This window comes from Mucilaginibacter galii (assembly GCF_014635825.1).
In the GTDB taxonomy this organism is placed as follows: domain Bacteria; phylum Bacteroidota; class Bacteroidia; order Sphingobacteriales; family Sphingobacteriaceae; genus Mucilaginibacter; species Mucilaginibacter galii.
In genome coordinates this window covers 70,765-94,975 of the sequence record NZ_BMDO01000003.1, presented here as the reverse complement: position 1 = coordinate 94,975, position 24,211 = coordinate 70,765, and the positions used below count along the sequence as shown (strand labels likewise).

Annotated in this window: 21 protein-coding genes; 13 read left to right on the top strand and 8 right to left on the bottom strand. The window is 44.0% G+C overall.

Features of this window, described 5'->3' with window-relative positions; genetic code table 11:
• Positions 1–9: 9 nt before the first annotated feature.
• Together IEV61_RS07275 and IEV61_RS07270 are read left to right on the top strand one after the other, a co-directional pair.
• Positions 10–1,101 carry an efflux RND transporter periplasmic adaptor subunit gene (locus tag IEV61_RS07275; protein ID WP_188415236.1) on the top strand — a complete coding sequence of 364 codons (1,092 nt, stop codon included), beginning with the start codon at positions 10–12 and terminating at the stop codon, positions 1,099–1,101.
• A gap of 152 nt (positions 1,102–1,253) precedes the next feature.
• Complete coding sequence (locus IEV61_RS07270; RefSeq protein WP_188415234.1) at positions 1,254–4,676, top strand: efflux RND transporter permease subunit; 3,423 nt, start codon at positions 1,254–1,256, stop codon at positions 4,674–4,676.
• Between the two features lie 183 nt (positions 4,677–4,859).
• Here the strand turns inward: IEV61_RS07270 and IEV61_RS07265 are convergent, their stop codons facing one another.
• Together IEV61_RS07265 and IEV61_RS07260 are read right to left on the bottom strand one after the other, a co-directional pair.
• Positions 4,860–5,927, bottom strand: a complete 1,068-nt coding sequence (locus IEV61_RS07265; RefSeq protein ID WP_188415232.1) for an oxygenase MpaB family protein — start codon at positions 5,925–5,927, stop codon at positions 4,860–4,862.
• Positions 5,928–6,006: 79 nt separating this feature from the next.
• The gene (locus tag IEV61_RS07260; protein WP_188415230.1) at positions 6,007–6,435 is read right to left on the bottom strand and encodes a hypothetical protein; all 429 of its coding nucleotides are present in this window, start codon (positions 6,433–6,435) and stop codon (positions 6,007–6,009) included.
• A gap of 184 nt (positions 6,436–6,619) precedes the next feature.
• Between IEV61_RS07260 and IEV61_RS07255 the strand changes: the two genes are divergently transcribed.
• Positions 6,620–6,856, top strand: a complete 237-nt coding sequence (locus IEV61_RS07255) for a hypothetical protein (protein WP_188415229.1) — start codon at positions 6,620–6,622, stop codon at positions 6,854–6,856.
• 33 nt (positions 6,857–6,889) lie between these two features.
• A complete protein-coding gene (locus IEV61_RS07250) occupies positions 6,890–7,501 on the top strand; it encodes a PRC-barrel domain-containing protein (RefSeq protein WP_188415226.1) in 612 nt (203 codons plus the stop codon).
• A 206-nt stretch (positions 7,502–7,707) separates the two neighbouring features.
• Here IEV61_RS07250 and IEV61_RS07245 read toward each other — a convergent pair whose 3' ends face one another.
• Together IEV61_RS07245 and IEV61_RS07240 are read right to left on the bottom strand one after the other, a co-directional pair.
• Positions 7,708–9,993 (bottom strand): TonB-dependent receptor, encoded by a 2,286-nt coding sequence (locus tag IEV61_RS07245; RefSeq protein ID WP_188415224.1) that lies wholly within the window; start codon positions 9,991–9,993, stop codon positions 7,708–7,710.
• Between the two features lie 83 nt (positions 9,994–10,076).
• Complete coding sequence (locus IEV61_RS07240; protein WP_188415222.1) at positions 10,077–10,397, bottom strand: hypothetical protein; 321 nt, start codon at positions 10,395–10,397, stop codon at positions 10,077–10,079.
• 161 nt (positions 10,398–10,558) lie between these two features.
• On the opposite strand from IEV61_RS07240, the gene IEV61_RS07235 reads away from it, so the two are divergent.
• Positions 10,559–11,500, top strand: coding sequence for a cation diffusion facilitator family transporter (locus IEV61_RS07235; protein WP_188415220.1), 942 nt, complete (start codon positions 10,559–10,561; stop codon positions 11,498–11,500).
• Between the two features lie 22 nt (positions 11,501–11,522).
• Here the strand turns inward: IEV61_RS07235 and pyrF are convergent, their stop codons facing one another.
• A complete protein-coding gene (gene pyrF / locus IEV61_RS07230; protein ID WP_188415219.1) occupies positions 11,523–12,362 on the bottom strand; it encodes an orotidine-5'-phosphate decarboxylase in 840 nt (279 codons plus the stop codon).
• A gap of 274 nt (positions 12,363–12,636) precedes the next feature.
• Here pyrF and rho point away from each other — a divergent pair, with 274 nt between their 5' ends.
• The 3 genes from rho to purS all read left to right on the top strand — a co-directional run bounded on the left by rho (position 12,637) and on the right by purS (position 15,790).
• Positions 12,637–14,433: a transcription termination factor Rho gene (gene rho / locus IEV61_RS07225; RefSeq protein WP_188415217.1), complete on the top strand. Its 1,797-nt coding sequence runs from the start codon at positions 12,637–12,639 to the stop codon at positions 14,431–14,433.
• Between the two features lie 392 nt (positions 14,434–14,825).
• Complete coding sequence (locus tag IEV61_RS07220; RefSeq protein ID WP_188415215.1) at positions 14,826–15,542, top strand: CDP-alcohol phosphatidyltransferase family protein; 717 nt, start codon at positions 14,826–14,828, stop codon at positions 15,540–15,542.
• On the top strand, positions 15,539–15,790 hold the full coding sequence (gene purS / locus IEV61_RS07215) for a phosphoribosylformylglycinamidine synthase subunit PurS (RefSeq protein WP_188415213.1): 252 nt from the start codon (positions 15,539–15,541) through the stop codon (positions 15,788–15,790). The genes IEV61_RS07220 and purS overlap by 4 nt, the downstream gene beginning before the upstream one ends.
• 453 nt (positions 15,791–16,243) lie before the next feature.
• On the opposite strand, the gene IEV61_RS07210 is transcribed toward purS, so the two are convergent.
• On the bottom strand, positions 16,244–16,615 hold the full coding sequence (locus tag IEV61_RS07210) for an Hpt domain-containing protein (protein ID WP_188415211.1): 372 nt from the start codon (positions 16,613–16,615) through the stop codon (positions 16,244–16,246).
• A 16-nt stretch (positions 16,616–16,631) separates the two neighbouring features.
• On the bottom strand, positions 16,632–17,120 hold the full coding sequence (gene folK, locus IEV61_RS07205; protein ID WP_188415209.1) for a 2-amino-4-hydroxy-6-hydroxymethyldihydropteridine diphosphokinase: 489 nt from the start codon (positions 17,118–17,120) through the stop codon (positions 16,632–16,634).
• 86 nt (positions 17,121–17,206) lie between these two features.
• Here folK and sppA point away from each other — a divergent pair, with 86 nt between their 5' ends.
• The 5 genes from sppA to IEV61_RS07180 all read left to right on the top strand — a co-directional run bounded on the left by sppA (position 17,207) and on the right by IEV61_RS07180 (position 23,603).
• Positions 17,207–18,982 (top strand): signal peptide peptidase SppA, encoded by a 1,776-nt coding sequence (gene sppA, locus IEV61_RS07200; protein WP_188415207.1) that lies wholly within the window; start codon positions 17,207–17,209, stop codon positions 18,980–18,982.
• Positions 18,983–19,257: 275 nt separating this feature from the next.
• Positions 19,258–20,949: a DNA polymerase/3'-5' exonuclease PolX gene (locus IEV61_RS07195; RefSeq protein WP_188415205.1), complete on the top strand. Its 1,692-nt coding sequence runs from the start codon at positions 19,258–19,260 to the stop codon at positions 20,947–20,949.
• A 34-nt stretch (positions 20,950–20,983) separates the two neighbouring features.
• Positions 20,984–21,964, top strand: coding sequence for a D-glycero-beta-D-manno-heptose-7-phosphate kinase (gene rfaE1, locus IEV61_RS07190; RefSeq protein ID WP_188415203.1), 981 nt, complete (start codon positions 20,984–20,986; stop codon positions 21,962–21,964).
• Positions 21,965–22,107: 143 nt separating this feature from the next.
• The gene (gene rfaE2 / locus IEV61_RS07185; protein ID WP_188415201.1) at positions 22,108–22,611 is read left to right on the top strand and encodes a D-glycero-beta-D-manno-heptose 1-phosphate adenylyltransferase; all 504 of its coding nucleotides are present in this window, start codon (positions 22,108–22,110) and stop codon (positions 22,609–22,611) included.
• A gap of 20 nt (positions 22,612–22,631) precedes the next feature.
• A complete protein-coding gene (locus tag IEV61_RS07180) occupies positions 22,632–23,603 on the top strand; it encodes a glycosyltransferase family 9 protein (RefSeq protein ID WP_188415199.1) in 972 nt (323 codons plus the stop codon).
• Positions 23,604–23,615: 12 nt separating this feature from the next.
• Here IEV61_RS07180 and IEV61_RS07175 read toward each other — a convergent pair whose 3' ends face one another.
• Entirely contained in the window at positions 23,616–24,107 is a 492-nt protein-coding gene (locus IEV61_RS07175; protein WP_188415197.1) for a hypothetical protein, read from the bottom strand.
• Between the last annotated feature and the right edge of the window lie 104 nt (positions 24,108–24,211).

Here is a 24,211-nt window from a genome sequence, read left to right as displayed (position 1 = left end):
AGAAACAACATGAAAAAATTCTTATATATCCCCGCCCTGTTACTGCTGGCCGCATGCAGCAACAAGCCTAAAGACAAAGCCGCCGAGCTTGCCGATCTTAAAAAGCAGCAAGCTGATATCAACTCCAAAGTTACCGCCCTGGAAGCCCAGGTAGGCACCAAAGAAGAAAAAGTGACCGAGGTAGCAGTAATTACCCTGCAACCGGGCAGCTTTACCAACTATGTGCAAATACAAGGTAAGGTAGATGCACAAGATAACGTAACTGCCTATCCGCAATCGCCGGGAACAATTATTGCCTTAAATGCAAGGGTTGGTCAAAAGGTTAGTCGCGGACAGGTTTTAGCGCAATTAGATAACAGTGTAATTAAACAGCAAATAGCTCAATCGGAGGCGCAATTATCGCTTAACCGCACACTCTATCAACGCCAAAAAGCATTATGGGATCAAAAGATTGGTACCGAAGTGCAATTTTTACAGGCACAAACCACGTTACAAAGCAGCCAGAAAGCTGTGGCTGCGCTTAGACAGCAGGCCAACTTATACCGCATTGTATCGCCTATCAACGGCAGTATCGACCAAATGGACTTAAAACTGGGTCAGGTTGCACAACCGGGCACCAACGGCATCCGTATTGTGAACGATAAAAACCTGAAGGTTAAAGCAGATGTACCAGAGTCTTACTCGGCCAGTGTAAACACGGGCAACAATGTAAAAATCCTGGTTCCTGATGCGAATGATTCGCTAACCACCCGTGTAACGTTTGCCGCCAAAGCTATAGACCCGGTATCACGCAGTTTTGCGGTAGAGGTTAAATTGCCTTACCGTGCCTCTATCCGCCCTAACATGACCGCTATATTGAAGATCGCCGATTACTCAAAATCTACCGCTATTGTGGTACCTGTTAAGGCCATTCAACGTTCGGAAGAAGGTGACTATGTGTTTATCAATAATGCGGGTACTGCTAAGCGTGTAATTGTTAAATCGGGTAAAACCTATGGTGGCCAAACCGAAATAACCTCCGGGCTTAAAGCCGGCGATCAGTTGATTACCGAGGGTGTTACCGATGTTGAAGACGGCGACAAAATTAAAGTTACCCAATAAAACACGGCATCATTGCGAGCGATAGCGTGACAACCTCTCGCTGGTTGGGTGACCGAACGCGAAGAGATTGCCACGTCGCTAACGCTCCTCACAATGACCTATAATTTGAATAGCCTCCATGGTATATATATTAACATCCTGATCTGTATCATATGAAAGATGTAAAAAAAGAATTCGGGCCCTCCAGTTGGGCTATCGATAATAAAACGGCAATTTACGTGCTCATGTTCCTCATTACGGTGCTGGGACTCATAAGCTACAACAACCTGCCCAAAGAAAACTTCCCGGATATTGCCGTACCTAAAATATTTGTAACCACTACATTTATAGGCCAGTCGCCGCAAAACGTAGAAAATTTAGTGACAAGGCAAATTGAAAAAAAGCTAAAATCGCTTAAAGGGTTAAAGAAGGTAACTTCTAACTCCTTACAAAACGTGTCGGTTATTACGGCCGAGTTTAACCCTAACATTAAGGTTAAAGATGCTAAAATTGATGTACAGGATGCCGTTGACAAGGCTAAAGAAGATTTGCCTAAAAACGATAATAACTTTAAAGAACCTACGGTATCAGACATTAATGTGGCTGACTTACCTATCCTTTACGTTAACCTTTCGGGTGATTATGACCTGAAGAAACTAAAGGAATACGCCGATATCTTGAAAGATGAGATTGAAGGCTACAAGGAAATTTCGAAAGTAGATGAAATTGGTGCCTTAACGCCCGAAATTCAGATCAATGTTGATATGAATAAGATGTCGGCCGCTCAGATAACGTTCGATGACATCATCCGCGCTGTAGGAAACGAGAATATTTTATCATCAGTAGGAACTATAAAAACTGATGGCGTTAGGCGCAGTATTGACCTGAGACAAGATTTCAAGAATGCCGATGAGGTTGCTGCCATGGTTATACGCAACCCTAAAGGCCAAGCGGTATATTTACGCGACATTGCCGACGTTAAAGATTCGTTTTTAGAACAGGAAAGCTACGCACGTTTAAAAACGCCTGCCAATCCGAGCTTTAAAAATGTTATTACATTAAACGTGAGTAAACGTTCGGGTGAAAACCTTATTGAGGCATCTGACAAAATCAATGCTCTTATTAAAGAGAAACAGGAAACGGTTTTCCCCAAAGGCCTGAATGTAACGGTTACTGGCGACCAGTCTGACAAAACACGTACTACGCTGAATGACCTGATTAACACCATTATCATTGGTTTCATTTTAGTAACAGTTATCTTGATGTTCTTTATGGGAACAACCAACGCGATATTTGTGGCACTATCGGTTCCCTTGTCTTGCTTCATCGCTTTCCTCATATTGCCTTGGCTTGGATATACATTGAACATGATCGTACTGTTCTCTTTCCTATTGGCTTTGGGTATTGTTGTAGATGATGCCATTGTGGTAATTGAAAACACTCACCGTATCTTCGACAATGGAAAAGTGCCCATTAAAGAAGCCGCAAAAACAGCTGCTGGCGAGGTGTTCCTTCCTGTATTTTCGGGTACTATGACTACCTTGGCGCCTTTTGTTCCGCTAATGTTTTGGAACAGCATAATTGGCGAGTTTATGAAATTCTTGCCTGTTACGTTGATTATCACGCTTTTGGCATCTTTAGTGGTGGCCTATATTATGAATCCTGTGTTCGCGGTTGATTTTATGAAGCCGCATCATGATGGTGAGCACGAAAACCCTAAGTTAGATAAGCCTACCAAGCGGGCTTTAATTTATCTGGGTATAGCTACCGTTATTTCCTACTTCTTCAGCTTTGGTTTTGGTAACTTTATGGTGGTTATTATCGTCCTGTACCTGATCAACCATTTCTTCTTGTTGAAAATTATTGACAGGTTCCAAAAGAATAGCTGGCCCAAGTTTCAAAACTGGTACGCCAAGTGGCTGGAACGTGCTGTGCGACGCCCTATTACCATACTGATAGGTACTTTTGTATTATTCATATTGGCCTTGGTTGTTAATAGCATATTAGGTAAAACACCGGAGTTTTTCCCTTCGGGCGACCCTAACTTTGCCTACGTGTACATTACCATGCCCATTGGTACCGACCAGGCTACTACCGATGCTGTAACTAAAAAAGTAGAGCAGCGTGTAGCCCAGGTGGTTGAGCCTGACAAAGAAGTAGTTTCTTCTATTATTTCTAACGTAACCAAAAGCGTTACCGACCCTCAGGATGAAGACCAGGGCGATTACCAAAACAAGGGTAAAGTTACCGTGGCCTTTGTTGAATTTGGCGAGCGTGATGGTGCCGATACCAAGGCTATATTGGCTAAGATCCGTAAATCGGTTAATGGCATTATACCCGGTGTAAAAATTTCCGTAGCACAAGAAAGCAGCGGTCCGCCGGTACAAAAAGATATTAGTATCGAATTAATTGGCGATGATCTGGATTCGTTGGTTAAAACAGGCAATCGTTTAAAAAACTACCTGGCTAAGCAAAACATTGCCGGTATAGAAAACCTTACTGCCGATGTGCAAAGCGACAAGCCGGTTATTGTATTTGACGTAGACCGCGAAAGGGCCAACCGTGAAGGCATTAGCTCGGGCCAAATTACACAAAATCTTGCTGCAGCCATTTTAGGCTTGAAAGCAGCAGATTTCAGGAATACGAAAGAAGACGATTACCAAATTAAAGTAAGGGCACTGCCTGAGCAGCGCAGTAATATTGACGAATTGCGTAACCTCAAGATCACTTACCGTGATTTAGCTACCGGCGGTTCTATACGCCAGGTACCTATCTCTGCCTTTACCGATGTGCGTTATACCAACACCTACAGTAACATTAAGCGTAAACAACAGCGCAGGGTGTTAACGCTGGGCTCCAACGTTATTAAACCGTTTAACGCTAACGATGTTAATGCTAACATTTTGCAAGCTATTAAGAGCTTTAAAAAGCCTGATAACATTATCATCCGTCAGGGTGGCGGTCAGGAAGACCAGATGGAAGCCATGAACTTCCTTTTGGGTGCCTTAGCAACCTCGTTTGGTTTGATCCTGGTTATTTTGATGATCCAGTTTAACTCCATCGGCAAAACGCTCATCATCATCAGCGAGATTTTCTTTAGTATCATTGGCGTACTGCTGGGTATCAGCTTGTTCGGCATGACCATGTCTATCGTAATGACGGGTATTGGCATTATAGCCCTGGCCGGTGTGGTCGTACGTAATGGTATCTTACTGGTGGAGTTCACCGATATGCTTATAGAACAAGGCACCAGCGTACACGATGCTGTGGTAGAAGCAGGCCATACCCGGATGACACCTGTATTGCTGACCGCTACTGCCGCCATATTAGGTTTAATACCCTTGGCGGTAGGTTTCAACATTGATTTCGTAGGCTTATTTACTCACTTTAACCCGCACATTCACTTTGGTGGCGATAACGTGGCCTTTTGGGGACCTTTAGCCTGGACCATGATCTTCGGCTTAGGCTTTGCCACTGTAATTACGCTGATACTGGTACCATGTATGTACCTCATCCGCGTAAATTTAAAGAACAGGTTGTTTGGTAAGAAAAATGAAGAACTGCATACCCAACCGCAATTAGAAGTGGTTGATTAATTAGTTTCATCCCTCAAAATACGCAAGCCGCATTATTTACTTAATGCGGCTTTTTTTTGATAACCATCAATGTCATCTCGAACGTTAGTGAGAGATCCTGTTCAAACTGCAAAGTAGATCAAAAGCATGAATAAACAAGATTTCTCATTAGCACTCGAAATGACAAGGATTTTTTACCACACATCAGCTAAAACTTTCTTGCTGCTTTTTAAAGCTGTTATACTGTTTATTGTAAGTTGCATTTGCCGACGGCTGCCGTTTAAATTGCTGCAAAGTACCACTTAGCTTAAGCAAATTAATTACCGTAGCGGGGGCTTTACCGGCTGGCAGGGCCAAAATGTCGGCCACCTCGTCGCCTATTAAAAAGCGCATGAGCTGTACAGTTTCTTTGCTGCCAAAAGGAGGCTGCAAATTTAAGGAGGTAAAATAGTTAGTAAGTGCTTTGGTAAGCGCCCGCCCTTCTGTTGAGGGTTTGAACTGGTGACTGCTAATGGCCTGTTCAAGTGCTATGGCCTGTTTACCGTCATCGGGTAAAAAGTTATCTTCCAGGCCAGAGAGCGAGCCAATTACATTCCACAAATGCATAAAAGACTGCTGTTCGTCATAACTCACCGCAATATCAAGCTTGCGTAAACCGCGTATAACCAGTAACGAGAACGATAGGTTGGTACCCGCCATATCTTCCTGGTTAACCGGCAGGCCCCAGTCGGCAGTGTTCCATTGGCCGCTTTGCAGCGTGTAATAACGGGCTGCCGCGTGTATTAGGCGCACTTTTAAAATACTGGCAAAAGCTTTACCATCAGCGCTAAAAGCGTTAGGTGCCATTACTTCCCATACAAAATCGCCGGTTTCCTGTAGGCGTTTGGCGGTATCGTTACGTATGCGTTCGCTCAAATACAACACACGCGCACCATCTGCCGCGGCATAGCAGTAAGGTAAACTTAACAAGCCCAGCATATTCATCACCAGGTTGGCATACCTTGCAAAAAAGGCAGCGCCCTGCTCCATTTGTTTTACATTGGCCCACTCGGGTAAGCGGGCGGCAAGGGTAAACAACGGTTCATTAATGTAAGCCAGAGGCAAATTACCAAGCTGTGTGTTATCATTTAAGTTAGCCAGGTACTCGCGCAAAGCTTGCTTCGATGCAGGGTTATTAAAGCTGCGTTCCACAAAATCATCGGCCAGTTTATCGCCAACCTGCCTTTTGCGGGTTAAAAAGTTCGGATTAAATACTTGATCTTGCTGGTTCATGGGTATCGGCATCTATAAATTGGGGGCAAGTGTCATACAGTCACTTGCCCGAATAATGATAAGCTTAATTTCGTTGTAATCAAAATAATCCGCCAAGGGCTCCACCCAAAGCATTTCCTCCACCGCCTAACGATCCTAATATGCTATCGGCTGTTAAGCTATGGTCATTAGGATCGTTGGTTTTATGGGCAAATTTTTGAAGAATGCCGGGTATAGCTGCAGCAATAGCACCTGTTGCAGCCGGTGGTAAATTAAATTTACTGGTTAATGTACCCATTAAACCACCGGTTATAGCATTGGCAACGGGGCTGCCCGAACTGGCTCCTGCCAAAGATGATAACATACTACCTATACCACCCGGACTTGCTGCCTGGCTTTTTACACCATTTTCTACCGCACCTGCAATTTCATGATGAATGGCATCGGCATGTTCTGCAGGTATTACCTGAGAAGCCTGAGGGTGACTACCCATCTGCTCCTTTACCATATTTAAAATTTGATCGAACATAAAATATTAATTTTATTTACTAAAGGTTAATCACCGGCGATATGTTTCAATTTTGATGACTAATATAAGAGCAGGGAGGAATAAAGCTTCCTGATAAGATTAACGCATTCGGCCAAAAACTATCTATAACGAAATTAGTTTATACAGAAGTTAAACCAAGTATAATCATAATCATTTATTCCTCATGGCTGATATTGATGTAAAACCGAAAAACAGAACCCCGGGATGGCTTTGGATCTTACTGCTGATTATTGCAGTTGCCTTATTGTATTTCTTTTTACGGGGCACTGGCCAAAATACCGGCAAGCAAGATAGCGACGCCAATTCATCAACATCCGTTCTGAAAAAAAACAACATTTACGGGCAAACTGCGGTCAGCTTTAACGCGGTTAGCAAGGTGCGTACACCTATATTGAACTAAAAACAATTATAAAATTATAACACCAACACTACTATGGCTATAGAAGATAACGATTTAGAATACAGCCGCCTGGAAGAATTGAGCGGCAGCGATTTTGAAGTAGCAGACGACCAGCCCAACATTAAGGGCTGGGATGTAAAGAATGATTTGGGCGAGGTAATTGGCGATGTAGAAGAACTGCTGTTTAACCCCCAAACCCAAAAAGTACGTTATATGGTGGTTGACACCGATGCTAACGACCTGCGCTTACCGGCACGCAAAGTACTCATTCCTATTGGTGTGGCCGAACTGCATGAAGATAACGATTATGTGGTGGTGCCGCAGGTAACTGTAGCGCACATTGAAACCCTGCCCGATTATGAAAGAGGCGCACTGAACGAGGAGCATGAAAGGCATATTCGCAGTACGTTTTCGAGCATGGGTGCGGCGGGCATGGGCATGGGTGCCATAGGCTCAACCCCTACCGAAGATTTTTATGAGCACGAGCAGTTTAATGCTAACCGCCTTTATAATCGCCGCCGCCAGGAAACCGCCCCCGAAAGGTTACTACCCGAAACCGGAACCAGGGATAGCCTGACCGATCAGTCATTGAACGAAAACCGCATGAACCCCGATTACCCGAGAACCGAAAACGATTTGCCATAGGTGCGTGATCTGTTTTTGTCATCTCGAACGATAGTGAGAGATCTTGTTCAAAATTGCATGTAGCCCCATTGCAGGAGTAACAGGATTTCTCGTTAACACTCGAAATGACATTTTTTCCTTAATATCAATTTTATAATCCACATAACAAAAAGGGTGCTTGTTCCGTTGAACAAACACCCTTTTTGATGAACCAGTAAATTGACCGTTTACCTGATATCGAAAGGTAAAAAGAAACCGAAAGTAATATTACGACCGGGGTTATAAACGCCCAGCGCGGTGTTAGTTTGATCTAAACGGCCGGGTTTTAAACGGCTTAAAGCATCATAGTAACGTTTATCGGTAAGGTTATAGCCCGACACATAAAGCTTTAATTTTTGAGCACCCAGTTTAAAGGTAGCCCCTATACCTGCATTCAACAAGGTATAAGAAGCCGTAGTTGTCTCAAATGTAGCATCAACACGGTTTTGCTTAAAGTAATTATCTATGCCTAACGAAAGATAGAAGGCATTAAGTCCTTTTACTTTTGGCTCAAAACGTAATGTGTTGTGCATGGTACCCGCCGGTATAAACGGCAACGGACGATCGAGCGTGGTGTTTTGCGCGTGAGTATAGCCAAATGTATTCTCAAAGTGCAGGTAGCTCACCGGGTGGATAGTTAAACTGGCTTCTGCACCGTAAAGGTTAGCGTTCACCTGTCCGTAACGGTAAACCGGGTACTTGCCCAGGTCTTCGGTTGGTACTTCTATAGTTTCGTTGTTGGTATTGGAGGCGTAGATGAAATTATGAACATAGTTTTCATAAACACCCAAACTTCCCGTTAATATGCCGGTTCCAAATTCCAAGGTAGCGTCGGCCTGGTAGCTCCTTTCAGGGCTTAAATTACCATTACCCACTTCATACCTGAAGGTACCCTCATGCACACCGTTAGAGCCTAACTCGGCCGGGTTTGGCGCACGGAAGGCCGAACCTGCATTGGCCTTAAAGTTTACATTATCGTTAAACACATGGGTATAACCCAGGGCACCGCTAATACTGTTGAAGGTATTTTTAAAGCCGGTAAACTTTTCTTCGCCTTCTTCAAAAAGCTGTTTACCGTTGTTTTTAATATAATCGTAACGCACACCTGCACTTACCGTGTTATCTCCGTAGGTTTTCTTTACAAAACCAAATACACCGGCTGCATAAGCATCATATTCAGGTATCAGTTTTTCTTCGGCCTTATTTAAGCTATGTCCCCAACTGCCGCTTACACCAATTACCGGCTCCCAACCGTTTTTAGATGGAAGCGTATACTTGGTATCTAACGAATAGGTATTCAGGTCGAAAAACAGTGAGGGATCGGCACTGTCTTCCAGTTCGCGGCGCTGGTTTTTCTGATATCCTAAATCAACCTTTAACGAACCCTCGCCTATTACAAAATTGTTATTAAACGCTATTTTATAATGACGTATGTCCTGGCGCGGGAAATCAAGCGTGCGCGAATGCTCGGTGGTGTACAACTCTTCAACCGACTCAGGGTCAAAGAAACCGATGTTATTTTTGTAATAAGAAAAATTTAAATGCGAGTAGCCCCAGCTTTTGTTTAAGCCCAGCATGCCGCTCACATTGGTATTATTGTAACCGCTGTTAGGAAAATAACCGTTTGGCGTTTTAAACGAATACGCGTTTTGGTAAGAACCACGACCGCGCCATACAAAACCGTTTTCGTTACCGGTTAACATCAATGATGTTCCGCTTAAACCATTATTGGTAGAGTAATTTGATAATACTTCGCCTTTAATTAACCCAGGCGCAGGTGCCAAAGGTTCAACCAAATTAATTACACCGCCTATGGCATCAGAGCCATATTGCAGGGAGGCTGCACCACGCAGCACTTCTACCTTATCGGCCTGGTACTGGTCAATTTCTATGCCGTGCTCATCGCCCCATTGCTGGCCTTGCTGTTTCACACCATCGCTCAGGGTAACTACACGGTTGTATCCTAAACCACGGATAACCGGCTTGGATATACCCGGACCGGTACTAATTTGGCTTACGCCTGGCACTTGCTTGGCCAAAGCATCAATCAGGTTAGTATAAGAGCCTTGCAACTCTTCTTTATTTACCACCGCTGCCGATGTGCTGCTGTTTTTACTGGTAGAGGCAATAAGCGTACCGGTAACTACCACCTCGCGCGCTTCAATAGTACTGGAGGTTAAGGCAAAATTGAATGATGCCGGTGTGGACAGATCGACCGTTTTAACCAGCGTTTGATAGCCTAAGTAACGCACTTCTACCACGTAACGGCCACGGGCCGGCAGGCGGTCGAAGGTAAATTCGCCGTTGGCATTGGTACTGGTACTTATTTTGAGTTGCGATATGGTTACGGTTGCACCTATAATAGGTTCGTTGGTTTTGGCATCGGTTACTTTGCCGGTAAATGCAGCAGCGGCCGCAAATAAATAAACGGGTAATATAAGCAGTAGTAAACTGCCCAATAATTTAACTTTCATGATAAAAAATGAGATAGCTGAAATAATTTTAAATACAATAAGAATGCAATCGTTGCAATGAACGATCGCTTATGGAATTAAGATTATACAGCAGGCGGACCTCTGTTACCCGAAAGAAGTAATTCTATGCTTTGGTATATGGCCGAAAATGCCACAGGTGTATAAGAACTGTTTAACGACCAGAAATTAAACTGGTGTTGCTGTAGCAGCAACTGCGCATTACCATGCTGAACGCAAATGGGGCAATTGTCTTCAGATACTTTAGATTTATCTTTTTGAGCAGCGTAGTGTTTTTCAGTTTGACGGTCAAACTTGTGCGTATGCGCAAAAATAATCACCTGCCCTACCACGAATGTGAACAGGAGCAAGAGCGATGATAATATTTTTGCCTGACGCTTTTTCAAAGTATTTCTGCACAAATATAATTTATTGCAGGATTGATTATCATTTTATTTATAATCCATCACGTTTATTACATTTTTTTGAAGAAGTTTAATTTAAGCGGCCTTTGTTAAGCCTGTGGTTATTTATGCAAACCTATTAACATAAAACGTGTATTATTAATATGCCCGCTTCTAAAACCCCTATCTATACCGCCTTGGCGGCCAACTTACTTATTGCTATTACTAAGCTGGCGGCGGCGGTATTTACCGGCAGTTCGGCCATGGTATCGGAGGGTATACACTCATTGGTTGATACCAGCAACGAGGTTTTGCTACTTTTAGGCATTAGCAAGAGCCAAAAACCAGCAGATGAGGCACGACCCTTTGGTTATGGCCGCGAGTTATATTTCTGGTCATTCGTGGTGTCGCTGTTGTTTTTTGCTTTGGGTGGTGGCTTTTCCATTTATGAGGGTATTGAGCATATAATGAATCCCGAAGAAGTGCGTAACCCTATATGGAATTATATTGTACTGGGCATCGCTTTTGTTTTCGATGGCATATCGTTCATTACGGCTATTAAAGAGTTCAAGCGCCAACGTGGCGATACCCCTTTTTGGAAAGCGGTGCACGATAGTAAAGACCCATCTACCTTTGTGGTTTTGTTTGAGGACGCAGCCGATGTGATAGGTATCCTGATCGCGTTTACAGGTATTTTATTAGGGCAGCTATTGGAGAACCCATACATTGATGGTATTGCTTCTATCATGATAGGCCTACTGCTTACCGCAGTGGCTATATTATTGGTACGCGAGAGCCGTAGCCTGTTGATGGGAGAAACACCTCCGGCCGATGAACTGCAATCGGTTATACAAATTGCCGAAAGCGACCCTATGGTTAACCAAGTTGCTCATCACCTGTCAACCTACCTGGCTCCCGAAGAAGTCATCTTGGTATTAAAGATCAGCTTTATACCACAAGCCGGCAACACGCAAATTACCGATGCCATTAGCCACATACGCAACGCCGTACAAAACCGGTACCCGCATTATAAACAGGTATTTGTAGAGCCTGTAAGCCCCTCCCAACCCTCCCCGGGAGGGAGGGCTTTTGAGCAGTCTTTTTAAAGTCCTCCCTCCCGGGGAGGATTTAGGAGGGGCTTATCCCTGCCTTCTCCAACTCCTCGGCCATTTGCTGCTGTAATTTAAGCGCTTCAGCGCGGGCCGCATCGGCAAAATCTTCGCCGTTGGAGGCGTAGATGATGGAACGGGATGCGTTTACCAGCAAACCACATTCAGGAGTCATACCATAACGGCAAACATCTTCAAGGCTGCCGCCTTGTGCGCCTACGCCGGGTACCAGCAAAAAGTTGTGAGGTGCATGCTTGCGTATATTCTCAAATTCGGCGCCTTTGGTGGCGCCTACCACAAACATGATACGGTCGGTACCGGCCAGCGTATTGCATTTATTAATAACCGCTTCGTGCAGTAAGCCCTCATTAGTTTGCAGGTATTGAAAATCTTTACTCCCTACCGATGAAGTAAGCGCCAGGATAATTACCCATTTGCCTTCGTAAGCCAAATAAGGCGTAATACTATCATGCCCCATATAGGGCGTTATGGTTATGGCATCAAAGCCCATTCCGGTGGCAGCTTCATCAAAAAAGGCGCGGGCATAGCGGTCGCTGGTGTTACCAATATCGCCACGTTTGGCATCTATAATGCTCAGGCAGTCTTTAGGTAAGTACTCATAGGTACTGATGAGGCTTTGTAAACCCTTTACGCCATAGCTTTCATAAAAAGCGGCATTGGGTTTATAGGCCACGCACAAATCGCGGGTGGCATCTATAATGCGTTTATTAAATTCAAATATAGGATCGGCATAATTGTGCAGGAAAGCCGGTATCTTTTCTAAATCGGTATCTAAACCCACACATAAAAAGGATTTCTTTTGCTTGATCTGGTCAATTAATTGCTGGCGTGAAAGCATAAGGGGCAGAAATAAATAATTTTTACAGGCCAAAAAAACTAAAAATCATCCGTAGTGTTAGCGTTATGTAAGTATTTTTTAAAATAATTGTTCTTTCTAAAATAAATACCTACTATTGCAGCGTTCCAAAACAAATTTTTCTTGCACTAAAGAAAAGTTGTAAAATTCCCACGTTGTTTATAAATATCCAAAAGTATTTTTTCAAGGTGCATTACAGCAGCAAGATCAATTTTCTTATATATTAAATAATCCCTTTTGAATTATATTTCTTCTCATGCCTGATACACACGAATTGAATGACAAATTAGTGTCCGAATTACGTCAAATGGCTAAAGATCTGGGTATTGCCGAAGCAGATGAACTGCGCAAGGCCCAGCTCGTTACCCGCATTGTTGAACAAGAAAAGCTGATTGAAACCGCAAGGGAACAACAATCGGCCTTACAAGATAATTATACCGACAAAAATTCTGCTGCTCCTCAGCCCGAAAACGGCGAAGATGCAGACGGAGACGATAAGCCCCGTAAACGTACACGTACTGTAAAAGCCAAAGCAGGTGCTGTAAAAGACACCAAGCCCGAGGCTGCAAGTGCTGCCGATTTATTTGCCGCCCCCGAAACCATAGTACAAGCCGAAACCAGCCAGGCAGGCACGCCTAATGATGTGCAGGCTATTGAAACGGTTAACGAAAACGCTCAGGCAGAACAACCTGCCGATAATGCCGCACGTACACCCAAATTTGAACGCCGCCCGCAGGAAGGTACACGCGAAGTACGCGAACCACGTGAAAATACGCGTGAACCCCGCACCAACACCCGCGAACCTCGTGGCGATGGCAATAATACACGCGAAGCCCGCGAGCCCCGTGATAATAACAACGGCCGCGAACGCGATGGTAACCGTGAAACCAGCATACAACAGCAAACCAAAAATAACCAGGAAGCCATTAACATGGATTTCGACAACGTTATTGTTAATGAAGGTGTGCTTGAAATTATGCCCGATGGTTACGGTTTCTTGCGTTCATCAGACTATAACTACTTAACCTCGCCCGATGATATTTACGTATCGCAATCGCAAATTAAGCTGTTTGGCTTAAAAACCGGCGATACCGTGCGTGGCAGCATACGCCCTCCAAAAGAAGGCGAAAAATATTTCCCTTTGGTACGTGTGGAAGCTATTAACGGCCGCATACCAGCCGAGGTGCGCGACCGTGTTCCTTTCGATCACTTAACGCCGCTTTTCCCATCCGAAAAGATGAACCTGTTTACCGATGCCAACAATTATTCTACCCGCATCATGGACCTCTTCTCTCCTATTGGTAAAGGTCAGCGTGGTTTAATTGTGGCTCAGCCCAAAACAGGTAAAACCATGTTGTTAAAGGATGTGGCTAACGCCATAGCCAAAAATCACCCCGAGGTTTACCTGATCATCTTACTGATTGATGAGCGCCCAGAGGAGGTTACCGATATGGCCCGCAGCGTCCGCGCCGAGGTGGTATCATCAACCTTTGATGAGCCTGCCGAGCGTCACGTGAAAATTGCCAACATTGTGCTTGAGAAAGCCAAGCGTATGGTAGAGTGCGGTCATGATGTGGTTATTTTATTAGATTCCATCACCCGTTTAGCCCGTGCTTATAACACGGTAGCACCTGCATCAGGTAAAATATTATCGGGTGGTGTGGATGCTAACGCCTTACATAAGCCAAAACGCTTCTTTGGTGCGGCCCGTAATATTGAAGATGGCGGTTCGTTAACCATTATTGCCACTGCCTTAACCGAAACTGGTTCTAAAATGGATGAGGTAATATTTGAAGAGTTTAAAGGTACCGGTAACATGGAGCTGCAGTTAGACCGTAAACTGTCTAACAAACGCATCTTCCCGGCTATTGATATTACGGCATCAAGCACCCGTCGCGACGATCTATTGTTAGACCGCGATACCTTACAACGCATTTGGATATTGCGCAACCACCTGTCTGACATGAACTCTGTAGAATCAATGGAATTTATGCAGTCGCAAATACGTGGCACCCGCAGCAACGAAGAGTTTTTAGTATCGATGAACTCGTAACAACTTAAATAAACTAATTTGCAACGTCATTGTGAGAATCTCGCAATGACGTTTTTTATGGCTACCGTGTTATCTCGAACGATAGTGAGAGATCTTGTTCAATTTGCTAAGCTAGGTTATATGCATGGAGTAACAGGATTTCTCGTTAGCACTCGAAACGACACTTTTTTTTTGTACTACAAGGCTTAGCCTTACAAAGTCACAACCCGCTTTGCCAGTCTGATCTTGTAGAAGACTGACAACCTACTTTTGCAAGTTATTCGCATAAGCGCTATGCGAGCATCATAACATACACTAAGCGCTCATCTGCTATATTATTCGTATTAAAATGAGGTTAAGATTTACCTTACTTCATCTTTCCTTAATATTTATTGGCTATCTTGAGCCCCGAAATGAGGAAACGCGTTCAAAAGCATGTACCTAACGCTATTACCTGCGCCAACCTGTTTAGTGGTTGCGTAGGGATAGTTTTTGTTACTTTACAAGACAACCTGATATTTGCTGCCTACTGTATATTTTTAGCTGCCATCTTCGATTTCTTCGACGGATTGGCTTCGCGGGTACTACAATCGTTCTCTGTTATTGGTAAAGATTTAGACTCCCTGGCCGATTTGGTAAGCTTTGGCGTACTACCCTCTTTCATCATGTACCGCTTGTTTTTGCAAGCCCCGCAAATTAACGGCGTAAGCGAATACCTCAACTTCATATCCTTCATGATCCCGGTATTTTCGGCGCTCAGGCTGGCTAAGTTTAACAATGATGAACGCCAGACCGACAGCTTTATTGGCCTGCCCACGCCTGCCAATGCTATCCTCATCGGTTCGTTCCCATTAATTTTAAAAGAACACTATTCCTTTTTTACCGACTATATCCTCAACCCGTTCTTCCTGGCATTCTTTGTAATAACCATGTGTACGCTGCTGGTATTAGAAATGCCGCTGATGTCGTTAAAATTCAAGAATAAAGATGTACAACGTAATATTTATCGGTATATACTGCTCATGTTTTCGGCAATTTTAATATTGTTTTTTAAATTTGCAGCCGTACCGGCGATCATCGTTATGTACATAGCTTTATCTATCATACAACTCAAATTAATAAAATCATGAAGTTTCAGGCCGAAATAGACGTAATGCCTAAAAAAGAAATACTTGACCCACAAGGTAAAGCCGTAACCGGCAGTATGAAAAACCTGGGTTTGGCCGAAATTCAGAATGTACGCATAGGCAAACACATTTCCTTAGAAATTGAAGCCGAAACCGAAGAAGTAGCCAAAGCCAAAACTGAAGAAGCCTGCAAAAACCTGCTGGCTAATTTAATTATGGAAAGCTACACGTTCAAGGTAGTTCCTGCGTAAGTAATATTTCTGATTCTTACCATATTATTCTTCCTTCATGTCATTGCGAGGAGCTTTAGCGACGTGGCAATCGCATGGGTGCAAGCTTTAAGATATAAAAACCCCTCCCTGCCCTCCCCAGGAAGGGAACTGGAAAGGGCTGAAGTAGCAGCATTGTTCAGCAACCCTGCAGATATTCAAAAAAGCGAGGGTCCGCCAGCGCACCCGGCCGGGAGTGGGCCTTGCGGGCAAAGGCAGGAATTGCGCTGGATAGCCCTTTTGGTTACTTTGTGGCTATGACAAAGTAACAGCCACTGCGGCAATTGAGCAGACGAAGGTAGTTTAAAAGCACAAACAAAGCTTAAAAGCAGAAACCTATTCACTCGAACAGGATTTCTCACTGTCGTTCGAAATGACAACCGGTTTATCCAAACTTTTAGATATAGTTTGGTATCAACAAGCTTGAAGAAGTTATTACCCTAACTTCTCCGCTTTGATCGCCTGCAACCTCACCAAATTTTCTTCAATCATTCCTTTGGCGGTATTGAATTTTTGGCTGATCTGACTAATGTCGGGCACACCGCCTTTAGACATGTGCTCAATATCGGCCATCATTTGCTGTAGGGTATGCATGCCAAAAAAACCCATGTTGGGTTTCAACTTATGGGCGGCTGCTCCGGCTACCTGCCAGTTCTGGTCGGCAATGCCCTGTCCTATCTCTTCCAGAAGCTGCGGCGTTTGCTGCGAAAACATGTCTATCGATTCAATAATGAACTCATCGCTCCCATCAGCAATTTCGTACAAAAATGAAAGATCAGGTTCAGGGTTTGATAGCGCTTCAGCCATAAGGAGTTATTAAAAGTTATTCAAAAATATATTTTTTTACTTGCAAATCATCATGTAGCTCAAATTTGAGTAAGCTTATCGTTTTATTGAGCACCGGGTGTACAAAATCAGGCGCTATTTCGGCCAGAGGCGCTAAGGTAAATCGCCTGTTATGTAACTCGGGGTGCGGCACGGTCAAATCAACATCCTCAATAATATCGCTATCATAAAATAAAATATCAATATCCATGGTACGCGCGCCCCACTTTTCCTGGCGTTCGCGGCCGAGTTGTAACTCAATTTTCAACAACACCTGCAACAAATGGTGCGGCAATAAATGGGTTTGTATTAATAATACCTGGTTCAAATAATCGGGCACCGTAGTGTTTCCCCAGCTTTGCGTTTCGTACACTGCCGATTGTGTTACAACTTGCCCCGCATGCTCATTTATTTGCCGGGCGGCTTCCTGTAAATACAACAGTCTGTTTCCCAAATTACTGCCTAATAACAAATAAACGTTTACCATGTTGTAACAAATATTATATGGTTGGCTCTAAAGTTTATATGCAGCCAATGATTAAGTTTGCATATATAAATTATTTAAAATAGTTAATGAAACAATTTTTCAAGTTCGTACTGGCCAGCATAGTAGGTTTTATTGTAGTTGGTGTAATCATGATCTGCGTAGTGATTGGGCTAATTGCATCGGCTGCAAGCGATAAAGACGTTACTGTTGATGATAATTCTATCCTGAACATCTCCTTTAAAACTGCCATTCCCGAACGTACGCCTAACAATCCCCTGTCTTCACTCCCGTTTTTAGGCCTGGGTGATGATAAAAGCGTTGGCCTGAACGATATTTTAGCCAGCATTAAAAAAGCAAAAACCGACGATCATATTAAAGGTATTTTCCTGACCGACAGCTACATGATGGGCGGCCAGGCCACTACCGAAGAAATACGTAACGCGCTTATCGACTTCAAAAAATCTAAAAAATTCATCATTGCTTACTCCGAAATTTACACCCAAGGCTTTTATTACCTCGCCTCAGTAGCCGATAAGGTTTATATCAACCCTAAAGGCATTTTCGAGTTTAGGGGTATGAGTTCGCAGGTGACCTTTTTTAAAGGTGCATTAGATAAACTAGGCATCGAAGCACAGATTATTAAAGTAGGTACTTACAAAAGCGCTGTGGAACCTTTCTTTTTAGAAAAAATGAGCGATGCCAACCGCTTGCAGGTTACCGCTTACTTAGGCTCGTTATACAACCAGTTTTTAACTTGTGTAAGCACAAGTCGCCACTTAAGTAAAGACAGCCTTTACAGCATGGCCAACAATTTAACCATACACTACCCTGCCGATGCTTTACAGTATAAACTGGTAGATGGTTTAAAGTATAAAGACGAAGTACTTAGCGAACTTAAAAAACTCACCAATACCGATTTTAAAAAAGATTTAAGCAGCATAACCTTAGCCGAGTATGCTAAAGACAACGACGGCAAAACGACCGATGATGGCAACAAATCGTCGGGCGATCAAATAGCCATGATCTATGCTTCGGGCGAGATTACAGGCGGCGATGGCGATGATAACACCATTGGCTCGGATAAAATATCGGCCGCTTTACGCAAGGTAAGGTTAGATGATAATGTGAAGGCGGTGGTTTTGCGTGTAAACTCACCCGGCGGCAGCTCATTAGCCAGCGACGTGATATGGCGCGAAGTAAGCCTCACCAAACAAGTAAAACCGGTTATCGTATCCATGGGCGATTATGCAGCATCTGGCGGCTATTACATTGCCTGCGCTGCCGATTCTATTATAGCCGAACCTAATACCATTACCGGCTCTATAGGCATATTTGCTATATTACCCAACATGCAAAAGTTCCTAAACGGTAAATTAGGTATTACCTTTGATGGTGTTAAAACCGGTAAATACGCCGATTTAGGCGATGCCACCCGCCCCCTGACTCCCGAAGAACGTGCAATATTGCAAGACGAAGTTAACCGCGGTTATGGCGATTTTACCAACGCCGTTGCCAAGGGCCGTAATAAAACGCAAGCATATATTAACAGCATTGGCCAGGGCCGCGTTTGGACCGGCGAACAGGCCATAAAGATAGGATTGGTTGACCGCCTGGGCAGCATCAACGATGCCATTGCCAGCGCCGCCAAAAAAGCCAAGATAACCGATTACAAAGTAGTAGGCTACCCTGAGCAAAAGAGCCTGTTTAAAAGTTTTGGCAGCGACATTCAAAGCCGGGTAAGCACCCACTTTGCCAAAGCCGAACTGGGCGAAAGCTATCAATACTACGAACAGCTGAAAGGCATTAAACAAATGATGCGTACCCCGCAGGCCCGCCTACCCTTTTTAACCGAAGTAAAGTAAAATCGAATTTCCATAATTTGAGCCACCCAAAAGGTGGCTTTTTTTGTGCAATAAATGTTCGCTTGTGGTAAAGAAACAGCGGTACTTTGCCCGATCTAATTTTTTGAGGTTTTTTGAGGTTTTCTCTAACTTTTCGGTGGATATATCTAATTTCTTGAAGTTGCCAACACCTTGATACCTATGCAATCATCTTATTATTACCTGATGAACAAAATGCCGGCAAACGCTGTTCATTACAATGGCTTTTGTATTTTTACGGCCGCTACTAACCTATTATGGAAAATAAACCTATTGCCGGCCGTTTAAAATTGTTAGCTCAATTAATGGAGCTGCATGAGCAAAACTCTTTCAAAATACGCTCGGTTACTAATGCCGCATTTAAGGTAGATAAGCTGCCATTTAAGCTGGCCGATAAAAGTACAGAAGAGGTTACGCAGATTGAAGGTATAGGTAAGAGCATTGCCGCCTACATTAAAGAACTGCTCGAAACAGGCTCCATCAAAGACCTGGAAGACCTGCTGCAAGCAACTCCGGATGGCGTGATAGAGATGCTGCACATCAAAGGTATAGGCCCTAAAAAGGTAGCCATCATTTGGCGTGATCTGGGTATTGAGAATACGGGCGAGCTTTATTACGCCTGTAATGAGAACCGACTGATAGAAGCTAAAGGCTTCGGTATCAAGACACAAGAAGAAATAAAACGTGTACTGGAATTCCGTATGGCCAGCAATGGCAAGTTTCTGTATGCCCAAGCTAAACACGAGGCTGATGAATTGATGTTGCTGCTTAAAGGCATGTTCCCCGGGGCGTTAATTGAGTTTGCCGGCGATTACCGCCGTTGCTGCGAGGTTATTTCCGAATTGAGCATTGTGATAGGAAGCCGCGACCCGGAGTTGGTATTAAATGACCTGGAAACTTCGACCTTATTAAATAAGATCACGGTTAAAGACTGCCATGTAAACGGCGAAACAGCCAATGGATTACTGGTAGACCTCATCGTTGCCGAAAAACGCTTCTTCTACCGGGATCTGTTTATTTACACCGGTAGTGAAGAGCATGTGGCTGCTGTAAATGAACGTATTAACGATATTGTCGATCAGCCCGAAAGCGAGGAGTTCATCTACAGGAAAGCAAGCCTGCCCTGGATGCCTCCCGAATTACGCGAGGGTAACACCTTCATTAACAAAGCCGAAGCTAATAACCTGCCCGACCTCATCGACTTTTATGATCTTAAAGGAGCACTGCACAACCACAGTACCTGGAGCGATGGTATTAATACCCTCGAGGAAATGGCACTATACTGCCGCGATGAAATGAAACTCACCTACCTGGGCATTTGCGATCATAGTAAAAGTGCCGTTTACGCCAAAGGATTGAGCATTGAGCGGGTATTACAACAGCATGAAGAAATTGACCATCTGAATAAGAAGATTACTGATTTTCATATATTTAAAGGCATTGAGTCGGATATTTTAGGTGATGGTTCGCTCGATTACCCAAACGAGATATTGGAACGCTTTGATTTCATTGTAGCCTCGGTACATTCCAACATTAAAATGGATAAGGACAAGGCTACCGCACGTATTATTAAAGCGGTTGAAAACCCTTATACTACCATATTGGGCCACCCTACGGGCCGCTTACTGTTGAGCCGTAAAGGTTATGAAATTGACTATGAAAAAGTTATAGATGCCTGCGCGGCTAATAATGTGGCTATTGAGATCAATGCTAATCCATTCAGGTTAGATTTGGATTGGCGCTGGTGCCAGTATGCAATCGAAAAAGGCGTCATGCTTTCCATCAACCCCGATGCCCACCGAAAAGAAGGTTTTCATGACATGGCTTACGGAATTTTGGCAGCGCGCAAAGGTGGCGTAACCAAAGAAAACTGCTTAAACGCTCTTGATTTACCGCATTTACAAGAAATCTTCTTGCGTAAAAAAGCAAATCAGTCGGTTAAACGTTAATAGCATCTGTTCAACTTAAAACTTAACGCAATAAATGCTGATAGATAAATTACGCTCGGTTATACAAACTGGCAAACAGCCTAATATATTGGTTATTGGCGATCTCATGATCGACCATTATGTATGGGGCGATGCCACCCGTCTTTCGCCCGAGGCTCCAGTACCTGTGGTGAACGTAAAAAGCGAATCTACTACCCTGGGAGGTGCAGCCAATGTAGCCCAAAACCTCATTTCTATGGGTGCTAAGGTGGTTTTAGGTGGCTTGGTGGGCGATGATGTTTCAGGCGGACAACTTACCACTATTTTAGAGCAGGAAGGTATTGATACCTGCTGTATCATTAAAGACAGCAGCCGTCCTACCACGGTAAAAACGCGTGTGCTGGCAGGAAGCCATCAACTGGTGCGGGTAGACCGCGAAGTGACCGACGCTATAGCCGTAGACCTTGAAGATGAGCTACTTAAAAAACTGAAAGACTGTATAGCACAGACCGACATTGTGCTATTTTCAGATTATAACAAAGGTTTGTTCTCTCCTTCCTTAACTCAACGATTAATAGCGGCTATAAATGAGCAAGGCAAAAAGATCATTGTTGACCCTAAAGGCTTGAATTACAGCAAGTATAAAGACGTTTATATCATCAAGCCTAACCGTAAAGAGTTAACGGAAGCAGCCAAGGCAGAAAAGATAAAGACCATTGATGACTTGCAACAAGCTTCAAAAACCATTTTTGAACAAACTGGGGTTGAATACCTGGTGGTAACGTTATCTGAAGAAGGCATGGCCATTGTAAGCGAGCTCACTTACAAGCTGTTACCTGTTAAGGCCACCGAAGTGTTTGACGTAACTGGTGCTGGCGATACAGTGCTCGCAGCTATGGCTTACTTTATAGCCTCAGGCATGAGTGTGGAAGAAGCCTGCGAGCTGGCCAACCACGCTGCCGCTATTGTAATACGCCGTGTAGGAAGCGCAACCACTACCCTGGCCGAGATCTTACAAGACGTGGAACGCAGTTGATTTTACCTTAAATAATTTCCCTATTTCTTCATAAAACTTCAAAAAAGTACGTTTTATTAGAACGGTCAACACGGACAGGGCGGATGACCTTGGGTCAACATAACTCATGCCTACCACCCGATAATTTTTATAACTTTACTACCATGCAACCCGACCTGGAAAAACTACTGCTTTCAAAAATTGCCGATCTGCCTACCTTGCAGGAACGTATGGCTCGGTGGAAACAGGAGGGCAAAAAAGTGGTGTTCACCAACGGCGTGTTCGACCTTTTGCACATAGGCCATATCACCTATATGGCCAAAGCTGCCGAAATGGGCGATAAGCTCATCATTGGCCTCAATGCCGACGCCTCGGTTAAACGCCTCAAAGGTACCGACCGGCCGGTTAACGGTCAGGATAGCCGGGCAGCGCTGCTGGCAGCTTTGTTCTTTGTAGATGCGGTGGTACTTTTTGAAGAAGACACACCTTTAAACCTGGTCACTTCCTTGATGCCCGATATATTAGTGAAGGGTGCCGATTACCAGATAGAAAACATTGTAGGCGGCAAAGAGGTGATAGCCAACGGAGGCGAGGTAAAAACCATTAACTTTGTAGAGGGGTATTCATCCACCTCAATTATACAAAAGATCAGGAATCAACTATCCTGAGGTAGGGTTAACGCAAGGCAATGAAAATACTGGTGATCCGCTTTAGCTCCATGGGCGATATTATTTATACCACGCCCGTGGTACGTTGCCTCAAGCAGCAGTTACCCAATGCCGAAGTACACTTTTTAACCAAGCCAGCTTTCCGGTATATTTATGATAATAACCCGTACCTGGATAAACTGCTGCTGCTGAAACCCAGCCTGGGCGAAACCATTATAGATATTAAGGCCGAACAATATGATTACCTTGTTGACCTGCACACCAACCTGCGCACCAGCATCATCAAACTACGCACCGGCATTAAGGCGTTTACGTACGATAAGCAGCGGTTGCGCAAATGGCTGAGCCTGAAATTTAACCTGAAGCTGGTACCACCCTTACATTTGGTAGACCGTTACCTGAAAGCGGTAAAACCTTTAGGCGTGGTAAATGATGGCCAACCCATTAACTACTATATAAAAAATCAATATAGCCTTACTCACCTGCTCCCTGCCACACATCACGAGGGTTATATTGCCTTTGTAATAGGCGCTACGCATTTTACCAAGCGAATGCCCAACGCCAAAATCATTAGCCTCTGCAGGCAAATTAAGCTACCCATTGTGCTTTTGGGCGGAAACGATGTTAAAGCCAATGGAGATGAAATTGCAGCTGCTTTGGGAAACAAGGTTTATAATGCTTGCAGCATCACCACGCTCGATGAATCGGTTTTTCTGACCTCTAAAGCCGAACGTCTTATCGGTTTTGATACGGGGCTTACCCACATTGCCGAAGCTTTTAACATTCCCATTGCCTCGGTTTGGGGTAGTACCGTGCCCGAATTGTTAGGCGTGCAGCCTTATCAAATTGATAAGGCCCTGGTGGCCGGTATAGAACTGCCTTGCCGCCCTTGTTCAAAATTTGGCCAGGAGAAATGCCCGCTCGGCCATTTTAAATGCATGAACGAAATGCCCGAGCAGCCCTTGGCTAATTTCCTAAATTCAGGCTTGTAGCTCCGGGCTTGTTTAACGGCATACGCTGGCTTCAAATCGCCCTTTGAGTTCGGTATTGTCTTCTGAACGCTTAATGTCAACCTGTCCAATAACCTTATCCGCAGTTACCGAGGTAATGGTGATAATGGTAGTTTCCGAAGAGAAAAGAGCACCCTCAGTTCCTGTAGGATCGCGTGGATCATTGGTAAGTATATATACATCGTTTTGCGAGTAAGTGCCAGGTTTCTTAGGCGCGGTAAGCCTCATCGAAAACTCTTTAAGCGTGCTGCTGCAATTACGGGATGCATTTGATGAGATGTACAAACAAACCAAGTCTTCGGGTTTATAATTACCCATGCTAAAACTGGTATACCGCTCAATAGCTACTTTGGCTTCAAACGGAGCACCGTAAAATTTACCCTGTATCACATTAGGTGTTTGCGGCTCAGGATCAGGATCATGGTTCTTCTTTTTACACGATAAAAAGGTAATCGGGATAATTAACAGGTATAGTAAGTTCTTCATAGTATACGTTAAATACAATTGATTCAGTTAAATGTTGTACACCCCATGCTGCTTTATTAACTATTGTTAAGTATACATCATAGACGTAAGCACTTTGTTAAGGT